Origin of the sequence: Ciceribacter thiooxidans (assembly GCF_014126615.1) — a bacterium.
Lineage (GTDB): Bacteria > Pseudomonadota > Alphaproteobacteria > Rhizobiales > Rhizobiaceae > Allorhizobium > Allorhizobium thiooxidans.
On the sequence record NZ_CP059896.1, the window covers coordinates 1,806,923 to 1,821,792 of the forward strand.

A 14,870-nucleotide genomic window follows, 5' to 3' on the forward strand; every position below is an offset into this window, starting at 1 on the left:
GCCTACGGCTCCTCCACTTGTGTTCTGTCGTTCGCGACGACGTGCCGCGCAAAGGCCGCCTGGCCGAGTGACAGGCCACCATCACCGGCGGGCACCGCCTGCGGCAGCCAGGTTTCGATGCCGGCAGCCGAGAGCCTTGCACGAAGGCCCTCCGCGAGCCTTCGGTTGGCGAGGCAGCCGCCGGAAAGCACGACGCGGTCGAGTCCCTCGGCCCTCGCGGTCGCGAGCGTCCATTCGGCAAGCCCGGCGACGAGCGTCGCATGAAAAAGGCTGGAAGCGTCCACTCCCTTGAGCCCTCGCTCGGCCATTCCTATCAGCAGCGGCCGGAAGTTGACGACACCGTTCTCGACCCGGTAGCCCCCGGTATCCGCCTCCACCTCGCGCGCAAGAGCCTCGAACTCCATCGCCGCCTGTCCTTCGAAACTCTGAACCATGCGGGTCCCGGCGATCGCCGCCGCCGCATCGAAGAGCCGGCCGAGGCTAGACGTTTCGGCAACACGCATGCCGCCTTCCAGCATCGCTGCAAGCCGCCCCGCCTCCGGCAGGTGGCCGAAGGTTTCCCGGGCGAGATCGCCGCGTCCGGCAGCGACCAGCGCGCCGACGCCCATCCGCCAGGGTTCACGCGCCGCACGGTCGCCGCCGGCGAGCGGCAGCGTCGCGAGATGACCGGCACGCCGCCAGCAGCAGCCGTCGAGCATCAGCAGTTCGCCGCCCCAGATGCCGCCATCGGCACCGTAACCGTGGCCGTCGAGGGCAAGCCCCAGCAAGGCGCCCTCCAGCCTGTGCTCGGCCGCGACCGCCGCGACATGGGCGACATGGTGCTGCACGCGCACCAGCGGCAGGCCGATATCTTCGGCAAGCCGGACCGAGCGGAAATCCGGATGCAGGTCGCAGGCGGCGTATTCCGGGCGGATTGCCAGAATGCGGCAGAGATGCTCGACCGCTTCGCGCTGGAAACGAAGCGTCTCGGCATTGTCGAGGCCACCCACATGCTGGGAGAGGAAGGCCTCGCGGCCGCGAGTCAGGCAGACCGTGTTCTTGAGGTCAGCACCGAGCGCGATTACCAATGGACCGTCCGAACCGAGGTCGACCGGCTCCGGCACGAAGCCGCGGGCGCGCCTCAGGAAGGCCGGGGCACCGGCCGCGACTTGCATTACCGAATCATCCGCCCTGACGAGGATGTCGCGGTCATGGGTGACGATAAGGTCGGCGATCGTCGCGAGCCGGCGCTCCGCGTCCTCGTTGGAGGCAGCGAGCGGCTCGCCACCCGGATTGGCGCTCGTCGCCACCAACGCAACCGGCTCTCCCGGAAATCGCCGCGACAGTTCGTCGAACAGCAGATGATGGACCGGCGCATAGGCGAGCATGATGCCGATACGGGAAAGACCGGGCGCAATTCCCGCCGGCAGCCTGCCCCGCCGATCGACGAGCACCACCGGACGGGCAACACTCGACAGCAGGTCCTCCTCCGCCGCGCTCGGAGCGGCGAAGCGGCGCGCCGCTTCGATATCCGCGACCATCACCGCAAAGGGCTTCTCGTCGCGGGCCTTTCGCCGGCGCAGCTCCGTGATCGCCTCGGCGTTCTGCGCGTGGCACATCAGGTGGAAGCCGCCAATCCCCTTCAGCGCGACGATCTTGCCGTCGAGGAGCGCTTCGGCGATCTCTTCGATCCGGTGGCTGAGGCGCGGACCGCAAGCCGGACAGGCGACCGGCTCGGCATGGAACCGTCGGTTTTCAGGATCGCGGTAGTCGGCAGCGCAGGCCGGGCACATCACAAAACCCGCCATCGACGTCTGCGCCCGGTCATAGGGCAGCGCACGGGTTATGGTGTAGCGCGGGCCGCAATGGGTACAGTTGACGAAGGCGTAGCCGAAGAAGCGGCTTTTGGGATCGCGCAGTTCCCGCAGGCAGTCCGGACAGGTGGCGGCATCGGCGCCGATCCGGGTTGCCACCTTGCCGCCGCGGCTTTCTGCAATCACGAAATCCGCATCGTGACCGAGCGGCCGCTCCTCGACCTCCACCGCATCGATGCGGGCGAGCACGGGTGCCTCAGCCCGCAGCGCCGTGCGGAACTCGTCGACCGCACCGCCCTCGATTTCGATTAGGACGCCTTCGCTGTCGTTCAACACGAAGCCGCAAAGCCCGTAGCGACGGGCGAGCCCGAAGGCGAATGGGCGGAAGCCGACGCCCTGCACGACGCCGCGCACCCGCAGGCGGAGCCTGCGCGGCGGCATCGAACGGGAGGAGGCCGGGTTCCGCTGCAGCATGCTCAGCCTGCCTTCGCGAGCGCGCGGGTGACGGCCATGGCAGCGTTCGCCTCGAGCCAGGAATAGAAGGCCGGCATGCCCTCACCGGTCCTTACCGAAACGACCAGCGTCTGCAGTCTCGGGTTCACCCGGAGCGCATTGGCGATGCAGGCCCCGACATCGAAATCGAGGTGCGGCAGGAGGTCCGCCTTGTTCAGGATCATCAGGTCGGCGGCGGCGAACATGTCGGGATACTTGAGTGGCTTGTCCTCGCCTTCCGTCACCGAAAGCAGCACGACCTTGTGTGCCTCGCCGAGATCGAAGGCGGCGGGGCAGACGAGGTTTCCGACGTTCTCGATGAATAGCACGCTGTTCTTTGCCGGCGCCAGTTCCTCGACGGCATGGCCGACCATGTGGGCGTCGAGGTGGCAGCCCTTGCCGGTATTGACCTGGATCGCCGGCGCACCGGTCTCGCGAATACGCGCCGCATCGTTGGAGGTCTGCTGGTCGCCTTCGACGACACTGATCGCCAGCCGCTCCTTCAGGTCGCTGATCGTTCGCACCAGAAGGCTCGTCTTGCCGGAGCCGGGGCTCGAGACGAAATTCAGGGCGAAGATGCCATTGGCCGCGAAATAGGCCCGGTTTTCCGCGGCAAAGCCGTCGTTCTTCGACAGGATATCGCGCTCCACCTGGATGATGCGCTCCTGGCTCATGCCGGGGACGTGGATGCCGGCGATTCCCTGCCCGTAATGGATGAGCCCCTCCTCGCCATGATCATGGTGTTGGTGATGCTCATGATCGTGAAAATGGTCATGGCCATGCGGATGCGCGTGGTCGTGATGATCGTGGTGATGATGGTCGCCGTGATGATGTCCGTGCCCGTGAGCGTGGCCATGACCCTTTTCGACAACGGGCTCCGTCCCGCAACCGCATACCGTGCACATTATATCACCTCCAAATCCCTGATCTTCAATTCGTCGCCTGCCGTCATCTGCACATGATACTGCCCGCATTCCGGACAGGCCCCGAACCGCTCCGCGAGCGGCACCGTCTTGCCGCAGTCGAGGCACCAGCCTTCACCTGCCACCCGGTTGATGCGCAGCTCCGCTTCTTCGGCGAAGCTGCCGCGACGAACCGCGTCGTAGCAGAAGAAAAGTGCGTCGGGGTCGACGTGGCTCAGCACGCCGACATCGAGGCGGATCACCTGCACCCTGGCGGCGCCGGCCTTTTGCGCCGTCTCGCAGGCGATCTCCACGACACTTTCCATCAGCGACATCTCATGCATGCGCTGCCTCCTTCAACCTGATCTCGAACGCCACGCAGGGATCGAAGAGCGCCGCAAGCTGCGAAACCGTGGTGCGGGCGGTCTCACCCTCCCCGATGCGGCTCGACAACAGCGTTTCGACGAAGGGTCCGGCGGGGTGAAAATTCCACTCCGTCGGAGCGAGGATGCGATAGGCAGAAAGCCTGCCGTCCGCGCCGATCTCCGCCTCGTGATAAAGCCTCCCCCGCGCGCACTCGACCGCGCCAAAGCCGGTATTGTGGGACAACTCCCCCTGGCGCATCAAGCCCGCGATATCCTCTGCCTTTCCTTCCGCGAGCGCCCGCATCGCATTCAGGCTCTCGCGGACATCCTCGAGACGCGCGGAGAACCGGGCAGCGAAATGCGGACCGTGCACTGGCAGGATGCCGCCGAGGCGGGCATAGGCGCCGGTCTCGACCACCCGTCCGTCGAGATGCGGCCGCGCGCAGAAGCCGGCATCGCGGCGCATGAGGTCCGCGACCACATCGTCCTCGTCGGGCGAGAGCGCGTCCGCGGCCCGGCGGGGGAAACTGTCGATGCCCCGCAATTCGGCGAGGATCGCGCCGCACAGGGTATCTGCGGACGGAAGTTCCGCCTTCCCCGCACCCAGCGCAGCCGCGGCATCCGTCAGCGTCGCCACGGATACGGCCGTCTCGACGTTCGTTGCCGCTCCGGCGATGATTGATTGCGAGGCGGCAAGCGCCTTGCGCAGCGCGGGTGCAGCCTGGGCGGCAAAGCGCGCACCGGTATTTGTCGGCCATTGCATGACGAGCGCGCGCAGTGTCTCGAACACCCGCTCCGCCAGCACGCCCATGGCGAGATTGCGCCGCCTGTCACCCGACACCGGCTCACCTCTTGCTGCGGCGACGGCGAGCGTCGATGCCGTCGACTGGGCAAAGCCGCAAAGAGAGAAGAGCCGACCCGCGAGCTGTGGTGCCTCCTGCGGATTTCGGCCGACGAACATCTGCGCCAGTCCCTGCGGACGATCGGCGGAAAGCGCGACCGCGCAGACCTGCCCGCGCGATACGGTCACGTCGATCCTGATCGAGCCGGCGCCGAGCGCGAAGGTCATGGCTGCGCCTCCTCGCGGGAGCCGAAATGCCCTCGCAGGAGGTCGCGCCGATTGACCGCAGGTGCCGACGGTGGTGGCTCGGCGAGCGCCTCGGGATCGAAGAAGGCGTCGGCCGCTTCCATGGCGGTCGCGACTGCCGCTTCCATCGTCGAAAATTCGAAGACCGGCGAGAAGAGCGAGCAGGCGTCCACCCGGCCGATACCCTCCAGCTCACCGGCGATCAGCTCGACTTCGCCCGCGGGAAGGAAGGCACGCACCGTCGTGCCGTTTGCCGCCGGCGGGCTTTCCGTTCCGGGCAGATCGACCGCGAGCAGGTTCATGAACCACGGCGTGACGACGACACCGAAGGCGCGGCCGCCCCAGGGACGGAAGCCGCAGCTTGCGACGCCGAGCGCGGCATTGCAGATCGGCACGTCGGCCATCGCCGTCTCGGCGATCGCGCGGTAACGTACCTCCAGCCGCCGCGCGATCTCGGCCGCCTGCATCTCCGCGGTCTGCCGGTCCGCTTCAGCGTCCATCGCCGAGCCTCATAAACTTTTCCTGCGGGGCATCGCAGTTCGGGCAGCGCCAGTCCGGCGGCAGGTCGGCAAAGGCCGTCCCGATGTCGATCTGCCAGACGGGATCGCCTTCGGCCGGATCGTAGACATGCCAGCAGATCCCGCATTCCATGCGGTCGGCAGCGTCCATCGTCTCGCGCTTGCCGAAATTCTCGAAGCCGCTCATTTGAAATAAGCCTCCTCGATCTCCCTGAGGCGGCTTTCGGAATCGCGAAAATCCTCCTCCGCGGCGATCGCGACGGAAGGCGTCCCGCCGATTTCCAGCGTATCGAGGATGATCGTGTCCATGGCGTTGTAGAACTGCACCGACCATACATGGCGGACACCGGTCGCAAGAATCCGGCAGGTGCCGTAGCCACGGGACGTCAACTGCACCGGACCGGGGCCGAGCGTATCCTGCAGGAAGCCCATGTCGTCCGGGCTCATCGGCAACAGCGAGAAGGTGATCGTGTGAGACGGATCACCCTCGCCATAGGCCGCGACGCGCTCGCCGATTTCGTGCAGGACGGGCATGACGTTCATGGCGCCGGCCGGCGGCTCGCCGACGGCAAGGACCGTCGGCAGCGCGGACGGCGCTTCGCGGACGGCGGCCGGGATCGCGGCAACCTCGATGTAGTCGGCAAGGAGAACTCCGTCCGTACTCGTGAAGCGGATGCGCCAGACGCCGGCCATCACCGCTTCCTGGATCTGTGCAAGGACGCCGTTCCGCAACGCGACGACGCCAGCAACCTCACCCTCGCCTAAGGTCTGCGAGATGAGCTCGCGGTCGTCCTCGGGAAAATCGGTGATGTCGAAGAGCGTCCCCGGCTCGTCGGCCTTCTGGACCGCCAGCGCATCGGCGATCTTCGGCAACAGTTCCGCAGTCCTCCGGCAGCGGCGGATCATCTCCTCCGCACTCGCGGTCGCGAGATAGTTCAGCCTGCGGGTGGCCGTCGGCGGCTCCGCGTCGATCGGCATGACGGTCATTGCCGCATCCTCGCCCTCCGGGGCGACCCAAAACCCGGCCTTCATGCCCTTGCTCCCTTACCTGAATAGTTGATTTCCACCTTCGGCCCCGTGGATGGCTGCAGGCCCGGCGCGCCGGGCAACAGCCAGCGGCCGATCTCCTCGATATATTCCGACCAGTCGCGGATACACGGCAGCACGCCGAGTACCGCGTCGCCACGCGTGACCACGAGGCTCGGCATCATCACGACGTGGAAACGGGCCTTCAGCTTCTCTTCGGCATGACGGGCGACCACCCCACCCTTGAGCCGCCCCTGAAAACTCTGCAGGATCTCCGGCATCACCACCGCGACGTCGTTGCTCTCGCTGCGCTGCGCCGGATCACCGGTGAAAAACAACAGGCTATGCTCGGGCTCGGACGCCTCCTTCGCGAGGAAGGCGTCAATTGAGGTGTCATCTATGACGGGTAGTTTCATCCGCTCGCTCAAGGCGCGGACCAGAAATGACGGCATTCACTCCTCCCATACCGGCGTGACCGAAGGTCTCCGCCCTATACGGAGCAAAGCCCGTGCCAGTTGGCAGAAAAGTCACATTCCATTGAAATGAAAGCGATATTTCCAGTCCGGCATACACGGAAAATGACAATGGCGGAAACTTTCTTTCCGCCATTGTCATTTTACTTTCCATTTACCCGGCCTGAGGTCACCGCAGGTGTTCGGGCAATTCCGGTTCGCGCGAAATCAGGTCTTCGAAAAGCGCCTCGAAGGGACGCCCGCCGACCGCCTCCGAAAGGCCGGTGAGCGCGTTGTCGATCGCACTCGCCTCCTCCGCTCCGAGCGCCCGGATTGCCGAACCGAGATGGGTCAGCAGGTAGGTGCCGGGCTCCTGGGTACCGACAAGCATTAATGAGACGCGATACCGCTCACCGTGGCGCTCGCACAGCGCCTCGAATTCGCCTGCCTCGACGACCCGCATGGGAATTCCGATGCACATCCGCCTTCTCCGACACTGTGTTCCGCGACGCCGGAAAGCCCCCAGCCCCCGGTTGGAACATTTTTCGATCCGTCAGCCAGCCAGCAACGCTAGGCCCGCGACGGCAACGAGGCCGCCCGCTGCCCGCCGCAGCATCCCTTCGGCGTTACCGAAGCGCGCCATGCCGAGACCGAGGCCCACGGCATGCAGAAGACCGGTTGCGAGCACGAAGCCGGCAACATAGCTCCACTGGTTTGCCATGGCCGGCAATTCGACCCCATGGGCTTGGCCATGGAACAGGGCACAAGCGCCGACGAAGGCCGCGGCGAGCGGCGTCGGCACCCGGACATTCAGGAGGACGACAAGACCGATCGCAGCGACCGAGGCGGCAATCAGCGTCTCCACCATCGGCAAGGCAATGCCGGTGATGCCGAGGAGTCCGCCAGCGACCATCACGCCCATGAAGGAGAGCGGAACGAGGTATCGCGCCCGCCCGCCTAGGCTCGCGGCCCAGAGGCCGACGCCGATCATCGCCAGCATGTGGTCGAGCCCGGTGAAGGGATGCGAGAACCCGGCCTCGAGTCCGTGACTGTGAAGTCCGACGCCGGTGTGTGCCTCGGCGGTCGCGGGAAGCGCCGCCAGCACGAACAGCGCAAGTGTACGAAATCTCTTCATTGTCGTTCCCCTAGAGGTTGGCGCCGGCAGCGCGCGCGGTGCGCCGCTCGTAGCTGTCGAAATCGATGTCGTTTTCCAGGAGCGGCGGCACCGTCGCCCCCTCGGGACGCCGCGTCACCGCGACACCCCAGCGTCCGAGAATATCCGCCGCCAGTTCGACGGCTGCGGGTATCACCGCTGCGACCGGGCCGGTCAGCGGACCGCCCCAGTCTTCGAGGTCCACCGGCTGGCAGCCGATCAGCGCGAGCCGCTCGGGATACCGCCCCATCAGATCGGCGGCACTCAGCACCTCCTGAAAGCCGGTCTGGTGCAGGCTCATCTTCTTGGCGCCGGTGAATTTCGGCACCTCGTCGTCCTCCACCAGCTTCAGCGTCGCAGGTTCCAGGCCGTAGTCGATCGCGTCGAAGACGATCAGCCTGTCGTGCTCATTGACGAACTGGACGAGATAGAGCCCCTGCGTGCCGCCATCGAGCACGGTGACGTTCTCCGGCACCTCGAAGACCCTGTGAAAGGCCTCCACCGCCCGGACGCCGAAGCCCTCGTCCGCCCAAAGGATGTTGCCGATCCCGAGAACGAGGATCCTCGGCGTGGTCGTCGCGACCGCTTCCGCCATTCAGTCCTCCCTGTCCTTGAACATGCGCTCACCGGAAATCATCGAGGAGATGATGCTCTGGCGGCTCATGATGTCCTCGCGGACGGCCACGTAGATATGGACCATCACGAAGAGCAGGATCACCCACATGCCGAGATGGTGCCAGGTGTGCAGGTCCTGGCTGTTCGGGAAGATCGAGAACACCCAGCCGAACAGCGCATATTCCCAACTGTCACGCCCGGCCCCTTCGCTATAGAGGGCGAACCCGGTCACCACCATGAAGACGAGCGGCAGCGTAAAGGCGAGGAACATCGTGAACTGTGCCAGCGGATTGTGGCCGACATACTTCTTCGGCTTGGAGGTGAGGAAAGTGTACCACTTCACCTCATGCCACCATTCCTTCCAGTACTGCCCCTTCCAGAAGGGCACGTAGAAAATCTGCCGGGCGTGCACGTTTCCGACGAAAGCCCAGTAGATCCTGAGAAGCAGGAAGACCGCGAGCACCTGCCCGGCGGCGAAATGGGCAAAGCGGATGTAGCCCATCAGGAAGTCTGCACTCGCCTCCCCCGGCACAGCCGGGAGAGGTGAACCGATGAAATAACCCGTCAGCGCCAGCGTGAAGATCGCGAAAGCGTTGACCCAGTGCCAGATGCGGACCGGCGCCTCATAGACATAGACGCTCTGGCGCTCCACGGCGGCTTCGCCGTGGGAGTCTGAGGCGGTGAGGGATTCGTGCATGGTCATTGCCGGTCCTCCTCACCGCACCTGAACCTTTGCCATTTCCTGACCGTCCGGGCTCATCACATGCGTGGAGCATGCGAGGCACGGATCGAAGGAATGGATGGTTCTGAGGATTTCGAGCGGCTGGGCCGGATCGGACATCGGCGTGTCCATCAGTGAGGCTTCGAACGCACCGATATTGCCCTGCGGGTCGCGCGGGCTGCCGTTCCAGGTGGTCGGCACGACGCACTGGTAGTTCTCGATCTTGCCGTCCTTGATCTTGATCCAGTGGGCGAGTGCACCGCGCGGAGCCTCGGTGAAACCGACGCCCTTCACTTCCGAAGGCCAGGTTTCCGGCTTCCACTTGTCGACGAACGCCGTCGCGCTGTCCCCGTTCTTGATATTGGCGATCAGCTTGTTCTGGAAATGCCGCATCTGGTAGCCCGCCCACTGCGATTCCAGTGCGCGCGCCGCGGTCCGGCCGAGCGTCGAGAAGAGCGCCGAGGTCGGCAGGCCGAGATCCTTCAGAACCTTGTCGACCGGGTCTTTGAACTCCGCCTTGTTCTGGGCGTAGCCGACGATCCAGCGGGCGAGCGGGCCGACCTCCATAGCATTGCCGCGCCAGCGCGGGGCCTTGATCCACGAGTATTTGCCGGCCTCGTCGAGTTCCTCGATGTTGGTCTTGGTGCCCTTGGCGTTGGGGCCGAGCTCGTAATGCGGCTCGGTAACGCCATCCCAGGGGTGGAGTCCCTTGCTCTCGTCCGGATACTTGTACCAGGAGTGCGTGACATATTCCTGGATCTGCTCCGGATCGGCGTGATCGACCGGGAAGACTTCCGAAAGATTGCCGTTGATGATCGCACCGCGCGGCAGTTTCAGGCTCGCCTCGCTGTAATCGTTGGCATGTTCCGGCACGTCGCCGTAGGCGAGCACATTTTTGCCCGAAAGCCCGCCGCCATAGAGCCAGTCCTTGTAGAAGGAGCCGATCGCCATGATGTCGGGTATATAGACCTTGTCGTTGAACTCGATGAGCTGGTCGATGATCGAGGTGACGTAGTTCAGCCGCTCCATGTTGATCGCGCCCACGGCACCGGTGCCGTCGACATTGATCGGACACGGCACGCCGCCGACCAGCCAGTTCGGATGCGGGTTCTTGCCGCCGAAGATCGTATGGATCTTGACGATCTCCTTCTGGAAGTCGAGCGCCTCCAGGTAGTGGGCGACCGCCATGAGGTTCGCTTCCGGCGGCAGCTTGTAGGAAGCGTTGCCCCAATATCCGTTCTTGAACGGGCCGAGCTGGCCGGATTCGACGAACTTCTTGAGCCGCCCCTGGATGTCCTTGAAATAGCCGGGAGAAGAAAGCGCCCAGTCGGAGACGGACTGCGCAAGCGCCGATGTCGCCTTCGGATCGGCCGAGAGCGCCGAGACGACGTCGACCCAGTCGAGTGCGTGCAGGTGGTAGAAGTGCACGATGTGGTCGTGCACCTGCAGCGCCAGCTGCATCAAATTGCGGATCGAGTTGGCATTCTCCGGAATGCTGATGCCGAGCGCATTTTCCACCGCACGCACCGAGGTGAGTGCATGGGTGCCGGTGCACACGCCGCAGATCCGTTCGGTGAAGGCCCAGGCGTCGCGCGGATCGCGGTTCCTCAGGATCACCTCGATGCCGCGCCACATGGTGCCGGTCGAGACGGCGTTGCGGATGACGTTGTTTTCGTCGACGTTCACCTCGACACGCATGTGACCTTCGATGCGGGTGACCGGGTCGACCACGATGCGCTTTCCGGTATTGTCGAGCGTGAAGCCGTTTGGCGTCTGGATTGTCATGGATGGTACCCTCCCCTTATGCGTCGGTCTTTTCGCGGCTCTTGGCGGTGACCCGCTTGACCGCGGTGATGCCGGCATGGGCGACGATCGCCGCACCGACGACGCCGGCCGCCGTCCTGCCGATCTGGTCGGCATTGGCCTCGACGCCGAACTGGTTGATCGTGGTCAGGCGGTCGTAGAAGCTGCCTTTGTCCCAGAAGCCCTCTTCCGAACAGCCGATGCAGCCGTGGCCGGACTGGATCGGGAAGGAGACGCCGTTGTTCCAGCGGACCGTCGAGCAGGCATTGTAGGTCGTCGGGCCCTTGCAGCCCATCTTGTAGAGACAGTAGCCCTTGCGTGCGCCCTCGTCGTCCCATTCCTCGACGAACTGGCCGGCGTCGAAATGCGGACGGCGGTAGCACTTGTCGTGAATGCGCTGCGAGTAGAACATCTTCGGGCGGCCCTGCCGGTCGAGTTCCGGAAGCTTGCCGAACGTGGTGATGAAGGTGACGACGCCGGTCATGACTTCGGCAATCGGCGGACAGCCCGGAACCTTGATGATCGGCTTGTCCTTGATGACCTTGTCGATCGGGGTGGCCTGCGTCGGGTTCGGCTTGGCCGCCTGCACACAGCCCCAGGAGGCGCAGGCGCCCCAGGCGATGATCGCCATGGCGTCTTCCGCCATCCATTTCAGCTTTTCGACGAAGGGCTTGCCGCCGTCGATGCAGAACATGCCATCCTCGTTGAGCGGCGGATTGCCCTCGACGGCGAGAATGTACTTGCCCTTGTACTTTTGCTTGGTCTCCTCGAGGATTGCTTCGGCCTGGTGGCCGGCAGCCGCCATGATCGTGTCGTCGTAGTCGAGCGAGATCATCGACAGCACGACATCCTTCACCAGCGGATGGGCCGAGCGGATGAAACTCTCCGAGCAGCAGGTGCATTCCAGACCGTGCATCCAGATCACCGGAACACGCTCCTTGGTCTCCAGCGCCTCCTCCATCGCCCTGGCGCCCGAGGGACCGAATCCGAGGCTTGCCGCCGTCAGCGAGCAGAACTTGGTGAAGCTCCTGCGCGTGATGCCCTGGCGGCGTATGACATCATAGAAGGTTTCCGTTGCGGCCATTGATCTCCTCCAGCCTTCCTAGCCCGAGCGGCCTGTCGCGCAATTGCGACCCGCGCCGCGTCTCTTCGTGAAGCTGCGCCGGGCCCGGAGCCTTGGGAGCCCACTTGCCAGCACATACCCGCTGCAGAACAAGGGCGGGCTACGGACTCTAAGGACAGCAAGAAGCAGACCAGATCGAAGCTCTTCGAGAGAGCTTGATCCATCAAACTGAAATCACTGGAGATTCTTTACTTTGCCCGAGGCGAGCAACGTGCTCGTTACGTCCGCCCCCGTCGGCAGGTGTTCACGGGCTTGTCAACGGTGGAAAGCCGATGACCGCCCCTGACGAATATCAATGGGCGGTGCAGACCATGCAGGGGTCGAAGGAGCGGATGACATGCTGGAGGGCGGCCGACTTCGCGCCGAGCCCACCGGTATCGAGCCCGGAAAGCGCGCTTTCGAGAGGTCCCGGCACGCCGGCGGCATCGCGCGGAGAGAAGTTCCAGGTGGTGGGTGCGATAATCTGGTAGTGGCTGATGCGCCCTTCGCTGAGACCGACCCAATGGCCGAGCGCGCCGCGGGCCGCCTCGACGAGGCCAGCCGCCGCGGCATCGTCCGGCAGGGCAAAATGCGCGCAAAATTCCTCCTTCAGCCGTAACTGCCGACACCAGCCCTGGCTCGCGTGCACGAGGATCGCCGCCTCCAGGAGCCGCGCGACAATCCGCGTCCGTACAGAGGTTGCGCCGCCTTCGGCAATCAGCGCGGCGACCAACGGATGACCGGAAACGGCAAGGCGCGCGGCAGCACCGACCTCGGCCGGACGGCCGGAAAGCCGCGGCGCCTTGGCCCAGGAGTAGGCATTTTCCTTCTCCGCCTCCGGCAGCGTCTCGGCAAGTGCCGGATCGGCACTCGTCGGCGCAAACCATGCACAGGTTGCGTCCTCGGAGATCGCCGCGACGTCGAGCGGCGCCAGCGCCCCGCCTGCCGACGCGACACCGCGTTCGAAGAAGGAGCCATTCGCGTCGTGATAGGCGCCGAAGGACAACAGCGGGCCCGGCCCTCTCCCCATGCTTTCGAGGCCGAGATCGGCGGCAATCGTCAGGAAGAACGGAAAATCGCCCCGCGCCCGCTCGGCATAGCTCGAGAGCTCCGCCGGTGTCTCCATCGCGAGTATCTCGTCGAGCGAAACGCCGAACACCGTCTCCTCGAGAAAGACCTGAAGTTCGCCGAGGATCGCGGCAAGCTGCACTCGTTCGCCAACGTCGATCGCCCGCGTCGTCCCGCCGGGCTGGAAGGCGAGCGAATGCGGCCACTTGCCGGCGATGATCCCCATCACTTCGAGAAGACGACGGCGGCGCGGCAGGAAGGCGGCGGAGCCGCTGCCGCTCACGGCCTTGAAACGGGTCGCGGCCTGCTCGAACCAAGAGCGCCGGGCATATTCGGCGCGGGCGAAATCCGGCATGAAGAAGAGATAGAAGTGCGTCAGGTGATCGGCGATGTTTTCCGCCGCATGGGCGATATTGGCGGCGACATAGCCATTCGGCGCAGCAAGCCCGCCCGCCAGATTGCGCAGCGCGGCGGCCGCGGCGATCGACTGCGACACCGAACAGATGCCGCAGATGCGCGGCGCGATCACCAGCGCGTCGAGACCCGGACGGCCGGAAAGCAATTGCTCGAAACCGCGATAGAGCGTCGTCGTCACCTCGGCCCGGGCGATGACGCCGTCCTGGATGTCGAGCGCGACTTCGAGGTCACCCTCGACACGGTTGAAGGGCCCGGCGATCACCCGCGTCATTCGTCGTGCCCGCCTCGCCGCGGATCGCGGACCACCCGGTCCGAGGTCGCGTTCTGCCGGACACGATCCGGCGTTGCCGATTTCGACAGCGCGGCGAGCGCCACGAACCATGCCTTCGGCATGTCGAGCGGCAGGCCGACGGGAATGCCGCCCACCTTCGGCGTCTTCAGGAAATCCTCCGTCTGCTCGAAGGCGGGTGACGTGCAGGCCACGCACGAGAAGCCTCCGTGGGTGCAGGAGCCGCCGCCGTTCCAGCTGCGCTGGTTGCAGTCGCCGACCGCCTGCGTCGCCTTGCAGCCGAGATGCTCCATCAGGCAGCCGAGGTCGGAGAGCTTTTCGGCGCTCGCCTTGAATTCATAGTATTCGTTGCGTTCGCAGCCATGATGAGCGAGCGTCTTGGCGAAGAATTTCGGCCGGCCGAGGCGATCGAGATCGCTCTCGTCGAAATCGCCCATCTGCAGCGCCGCCAGCGTCTCCATGATCCAGCCCGGATGCGGTGCACAGCCGGCGACGTTGATCACCGGCAGACCGGAGCGGGCGCGAAAATCCGGCCCGAGCACGCCACCCAAGATCGAACCTTCGTATTGCAGGCCGGATGCTTCCGCAGGGTCCGGTTGCGCGGCGTGGACGCCGCCATAGGCGGCGCAGGTGCCGACGGCGATGCAGTGGTCGGCAAGCGGCGCCAGCTCACGAACCCAGGAAAGCATGGTGCGGCCGGTGCCGGCGAGCCGGTTATAGAGACCGGTGCCGTTCGGCCCGCGCAGGATCGAGCCTTCGATGCAGAGGAAATCGAGCGGCGTGCGTCCGGCCGCGACGTCATCGAGGATGGCGATCGCCTCCTCCCCGCTCTCCTCGCTGAGGGAAGGATGCCAGAGGAGATTGATACCGAAATTCTGCAGCTCGCGCACCCAGCCGCGCGCGCCGTGGTCGAGCACCGACATGGTGCAGCCACCGCAGCTTCCAGCCTGCAGCCACAGGAGATTGGTCATTCGGATGCGCCGTCCTGCTCTCTCGCGATCCGTCATGTTTGACACCTCGTCCGCGGCCGGTCAACGGGACGACGGTCTCCGTGCCGGCCTCGTCGT

Annotated in this window: 16 protein-coding genes; all 16 read right to left on the minus strand. The window is 65.2% G+C overall.

Features of this window, described 5'->3' with window-relative positions:
• Positions 1–2 precede the first annotated feature (2 nt).
• The 16 genes from hypF to H4I97_RS08680 all read right to left on the minus strand — a co-directional run bounded on the left by hypF (position 3) and on the right by H4I97_RS08680 (position 14,774).
• A complete protein-coding gene (hypF, locus tag H4I97_RS08605; protein WP_182307469.1) occupies positions 3–2,267 on the minus strand; it encodes a carbamoyltransferase HypF in 2,265 nt (754 codons plus the stop codon).
• Positions 2,268–2,269: 2 nt separating this feature from the next.
• Positions 2,270–3,190, minus strand: coding sequence for a hydrogenase nickel incorporation protein HypB (hypB, locus tag H4I97_RS08610; protein ID WP_182307470.1), 921 nt, complete (start codon positions 3,188–3,190; stop codon positions 2,270–2,272).
• Entirely contained in the window at positions 3,190–3,531 is a 342-nt protein-coding gene (gene hypA, locus H4I97_RS08615) for a hydrogenase maturation nickel metallochaperone HypA (RefSeq protein WP_182307471.1), read from the minus strand. The genes hypB and hypA overlap by 1 nt, the downstream gene beginning before the upstream one ends.
• Complete coding sequence (locus H4I97_RS08620) at positions 3,524–4,621, minus strand: nickel-dependent hydrogenase large subunit (RefSeq protein WP_182307472.1); 1,098 nt, start codon at positions 4,619–4,621, stop codon at positions 3,524–3,526. The genes hypA and H4I97_RS08620 overlap by 8 nt, the downstream gene beginning before the upstream one ends.
• Positions 4,618–5,139 (minus strand): [NiFe]-hydrogenase assembly chaperone HybE, encoded by a 522-nt coding sequence (gene hybE, locus H4I97_RS08625; protein WP_182307473.1) that lies wholly within the window; start codon positions 5,137–5,139, stop codon positions 4,618–4,620. Before hybE ends, H4I97_RS08620 begins: the two co-directional genes overlap by 4 nt.
• A complete protein-coding gene (locus tag H4I97_RS08630) occupies positions 5,129–5,344 on the minus strand; it encodes a rubredoxin (RefSeq protein ID WP_182307474.1) in 216 nt (71 codons plus the stop codon). Before H4I97_RS08630 ends, hybE begins: the two co-directional genes overlap by 11 nt.
• Complete coding sequence (locus tag H4I97_RS08635) at positions 5,341–6,189, minus strand: hydrogenase expression/formation protein (protein ID WP_182307475.1); 849 nt, start codon at positions 6,187–6,189, stop codon at positions 5,341–5,343. Before H4I97_RS08635 ends, H4I97_RS08630 begins: the two co-directional genes overlap by 4 nt.
• Positions 6,186–6,635: a thioredoxin domain-containing protein gene (locus tag H4I97_RS08640; RefSeq protein WP_182307476.1), complete on the minus strand. Its 450-nt coding sequence runs from the start codon at positions 6,633–6,635 to the stop codon at positions 6,186–6,188. The genes H4I97_RS08635 and H4I97_RS08640 overlap by 4 nt, the downstream gene beginning before the upstream one ends.
• A gap of 190 nt (positions 6,636–6,825) precedes the next feature.
• Positions 6,826–7,116: a HypC/HybG/HupF family hydrogenase formation chaperone gene (gene hypC / locus H4I97_RS08645; RefSeq protein ID WP_182307477.1), complete on the minus strand. Its 291-nt coding sequence runs from the start codon at positions 7,114–7,116 to the stop codon at positions 6,826–6,828.
• A gap of 72 nt (positions 7,117–7,188) precedes the next feature.
• A complete protein-coding gene (locus H4I97_RS08650; protein WP_182307478.1) occupies positions 7,189–7,770 on the minus strand; it encodes a HupE/UreJ family protein in 582 nt (193 codons plus the stop codon).
• A 10-nt stretch (positions 7,771–7,780) separates the two neighbouring features.
• Positions 7,781–8,383: a HyaD/HybD family hydrogenase maturation endopeptidase gene (locus H4I97_RS08655; protein WP_182307479.1), complete on the minus strand. Its 603-nt coding sequence runs from the start codon at positions 8,381–8,383 to the stop codon at positions 7,781–7,783.
• Positions 8,384–9,106, minus strand: coding sequence for a Ni/Fe-hydrogenase, b-type cytochrome subunit (gene cybH / locus H4I97_RS08660; RefSeq protein ID WP_182307480.1), 723 nt, complete (start codon positions 9,104–9,106; stop codon positions 8,384–8,386). It abuts the gene before it with no gap.
• Positions 9,107–9,118: 12 nt separating this feature from the next.
• Complete coding sequence (locus H4I97_RS08665; RefSeq protein WP_182307481.1) at positions 9,119–10,909, minus strand: nickel-dependent hydrogenase large subunit; 1,791 nt, start codon at positions 10,907–10,909, stop codon at positions 9,119–9,121.
• 16 nt (positions 10,910–10,925) lie between these two features.
• On the minus strand, positions 10,926–12,011 hold the full coding sequence (locus H4I97_RS08670; protein ID WP_182307482.1) for a hydrogenase small subunit: 1,086 nt from the start codon (positions 12,009–12,011) through the stop codon (positions 10,926–10,928).
• Positions 12,012–12,342: 331 nt separating this feature from the next.
• Entirely contained in the window at positions 12,343–13,785 is a 1,443-nt protein-coding gene (locus H4I97_RS08675) for a nickel-dependent hydrogenase large subunit (RefSeq protein ID WP_182307483.1), read from the minus strand.
• Positions 13,782–14,774, minus strand: a complete 993-nt coding sequence (locus H4I97_RS08680; RefSeq protein WP_244658747.1) for an NADH-quinone oxidoreductase subunit B family protein — start codon at positions 14,772–14,774, stop codon at positions 13,782–13,784. Before H4I97_RS08680 ends, H4I97_RS08675 begins: the two co-directional genes overlap by 4 nt.
• Between the last annotated feature and the right edge of the window lie 96 nt (positions 14,775–14,870).

Coding starts and splice junctions, on each gene's coding strand:
- H4I97_RS08665 (WP_182307481.1), bottom strand. CDS start 10,909: ATGACAATCCAGACGCCAAACGGCTTCACGCTCGACAATACCGGAAAG.
- H4I97_RS08620 (WP_182307472.1), bottom strand. CDS start 4,621: ATGACCTTCGCGCTCGGCGCCGGCTCGATCAGGATCGACGTGACCGTA.
- H4I97_RS08630 (WP_182307474.1), bottom strand. CDS start 5,344: ATGAGCGGCTTCGAGAATTTCGGCAAGCGCGAGACGATGGACGCTGCC.
- hybE (WP_182307473.1), bottom strand. CDS start 5,139: ATGGACGCTGAAGCGGACCGGCAGACCGCGGAGATGCAGGCGGCCGAG.
- hypA (WP_182307471.1), bottom strand. CDS start 3,531: ATGCATGAGATGTCGCTGATGGAAAGTGTCGTGGAGATCGCCTGCGAG.
- hypB (WP_182307470.1), bottom strand. CDS start 3,190: ATGTGCACGGTATGCGGTTGCGGGACGGAGCCCGTTGTCGAAAAGGGT.
- H4I97_RS08680 (WP_244658747.1), bottom strand. CDS start 14,774: ATGACCAATCTCCTGTGGCTGCAGGCTGGAAGCTGCGGTGGCTGCACC.
- hypF (WP_182307469.1), bottom strand. CDS start 2,267: ATGCTGCAGCGGAACCCGGCCTCCTCCCGTTCGATGCCGCCGCGCAGG.
- H4I97_RS08670 (WP_182307482.1), bottom strand. CDS start 12,011: ATGGCCGCAACGGAAACCTTCTATGATGTCATACGCCGCCAGGGCATC.
- H4I97_RS08655 (WP_182307479.1), bottom strand. CDS start 8,383: ATGGCGGAAGCGGTCGCGACGACCACGCCGAGGATCCTCGTTCTCGGG.
- H4I97_RS08650 (WP_182307478.1), bottom strand. CDS start 7,770: ATGAAGAGATTTCGTACACTTGCGCTGTTCGTGCTGGCGGCGCTTCCC.
- H4I97_RS08640 (WP_182307476.1), bottom strand. CDS start 6,635: ATGCCGTCATTTCTGGTCCGCGCCTTGAGCGAGCGGATGAAACTACCC.
- H4I97_RS08635 (WP_182307475.1), bottom strand. CDS start 6,189: ATGAAGGCCGGGTTTTGGGTCGCCCCGGAGGGCGAGGATGCGGCAATG.
- cybH (WP_182307480.1), bottom strand. CDS start 9,106: ATGACCATGCACGAATCCCTCACCGCCTCAGACTCCCACGGCGAAGCC.
- H4I97_RS08675 (WP_182307483.1), bottom strand. CDS start 13,785: ATGACGCGGGTGATCGCCGGGCCCTTCAACCGTGTCGAGGGTGACCTC.
- hypC (WP_182307477.1), bottom strand. CDS start 7,116: ATGTGCATCGGAATTCCCATGCGGGTCGTCGAGGCAGGCGAATTCGAG.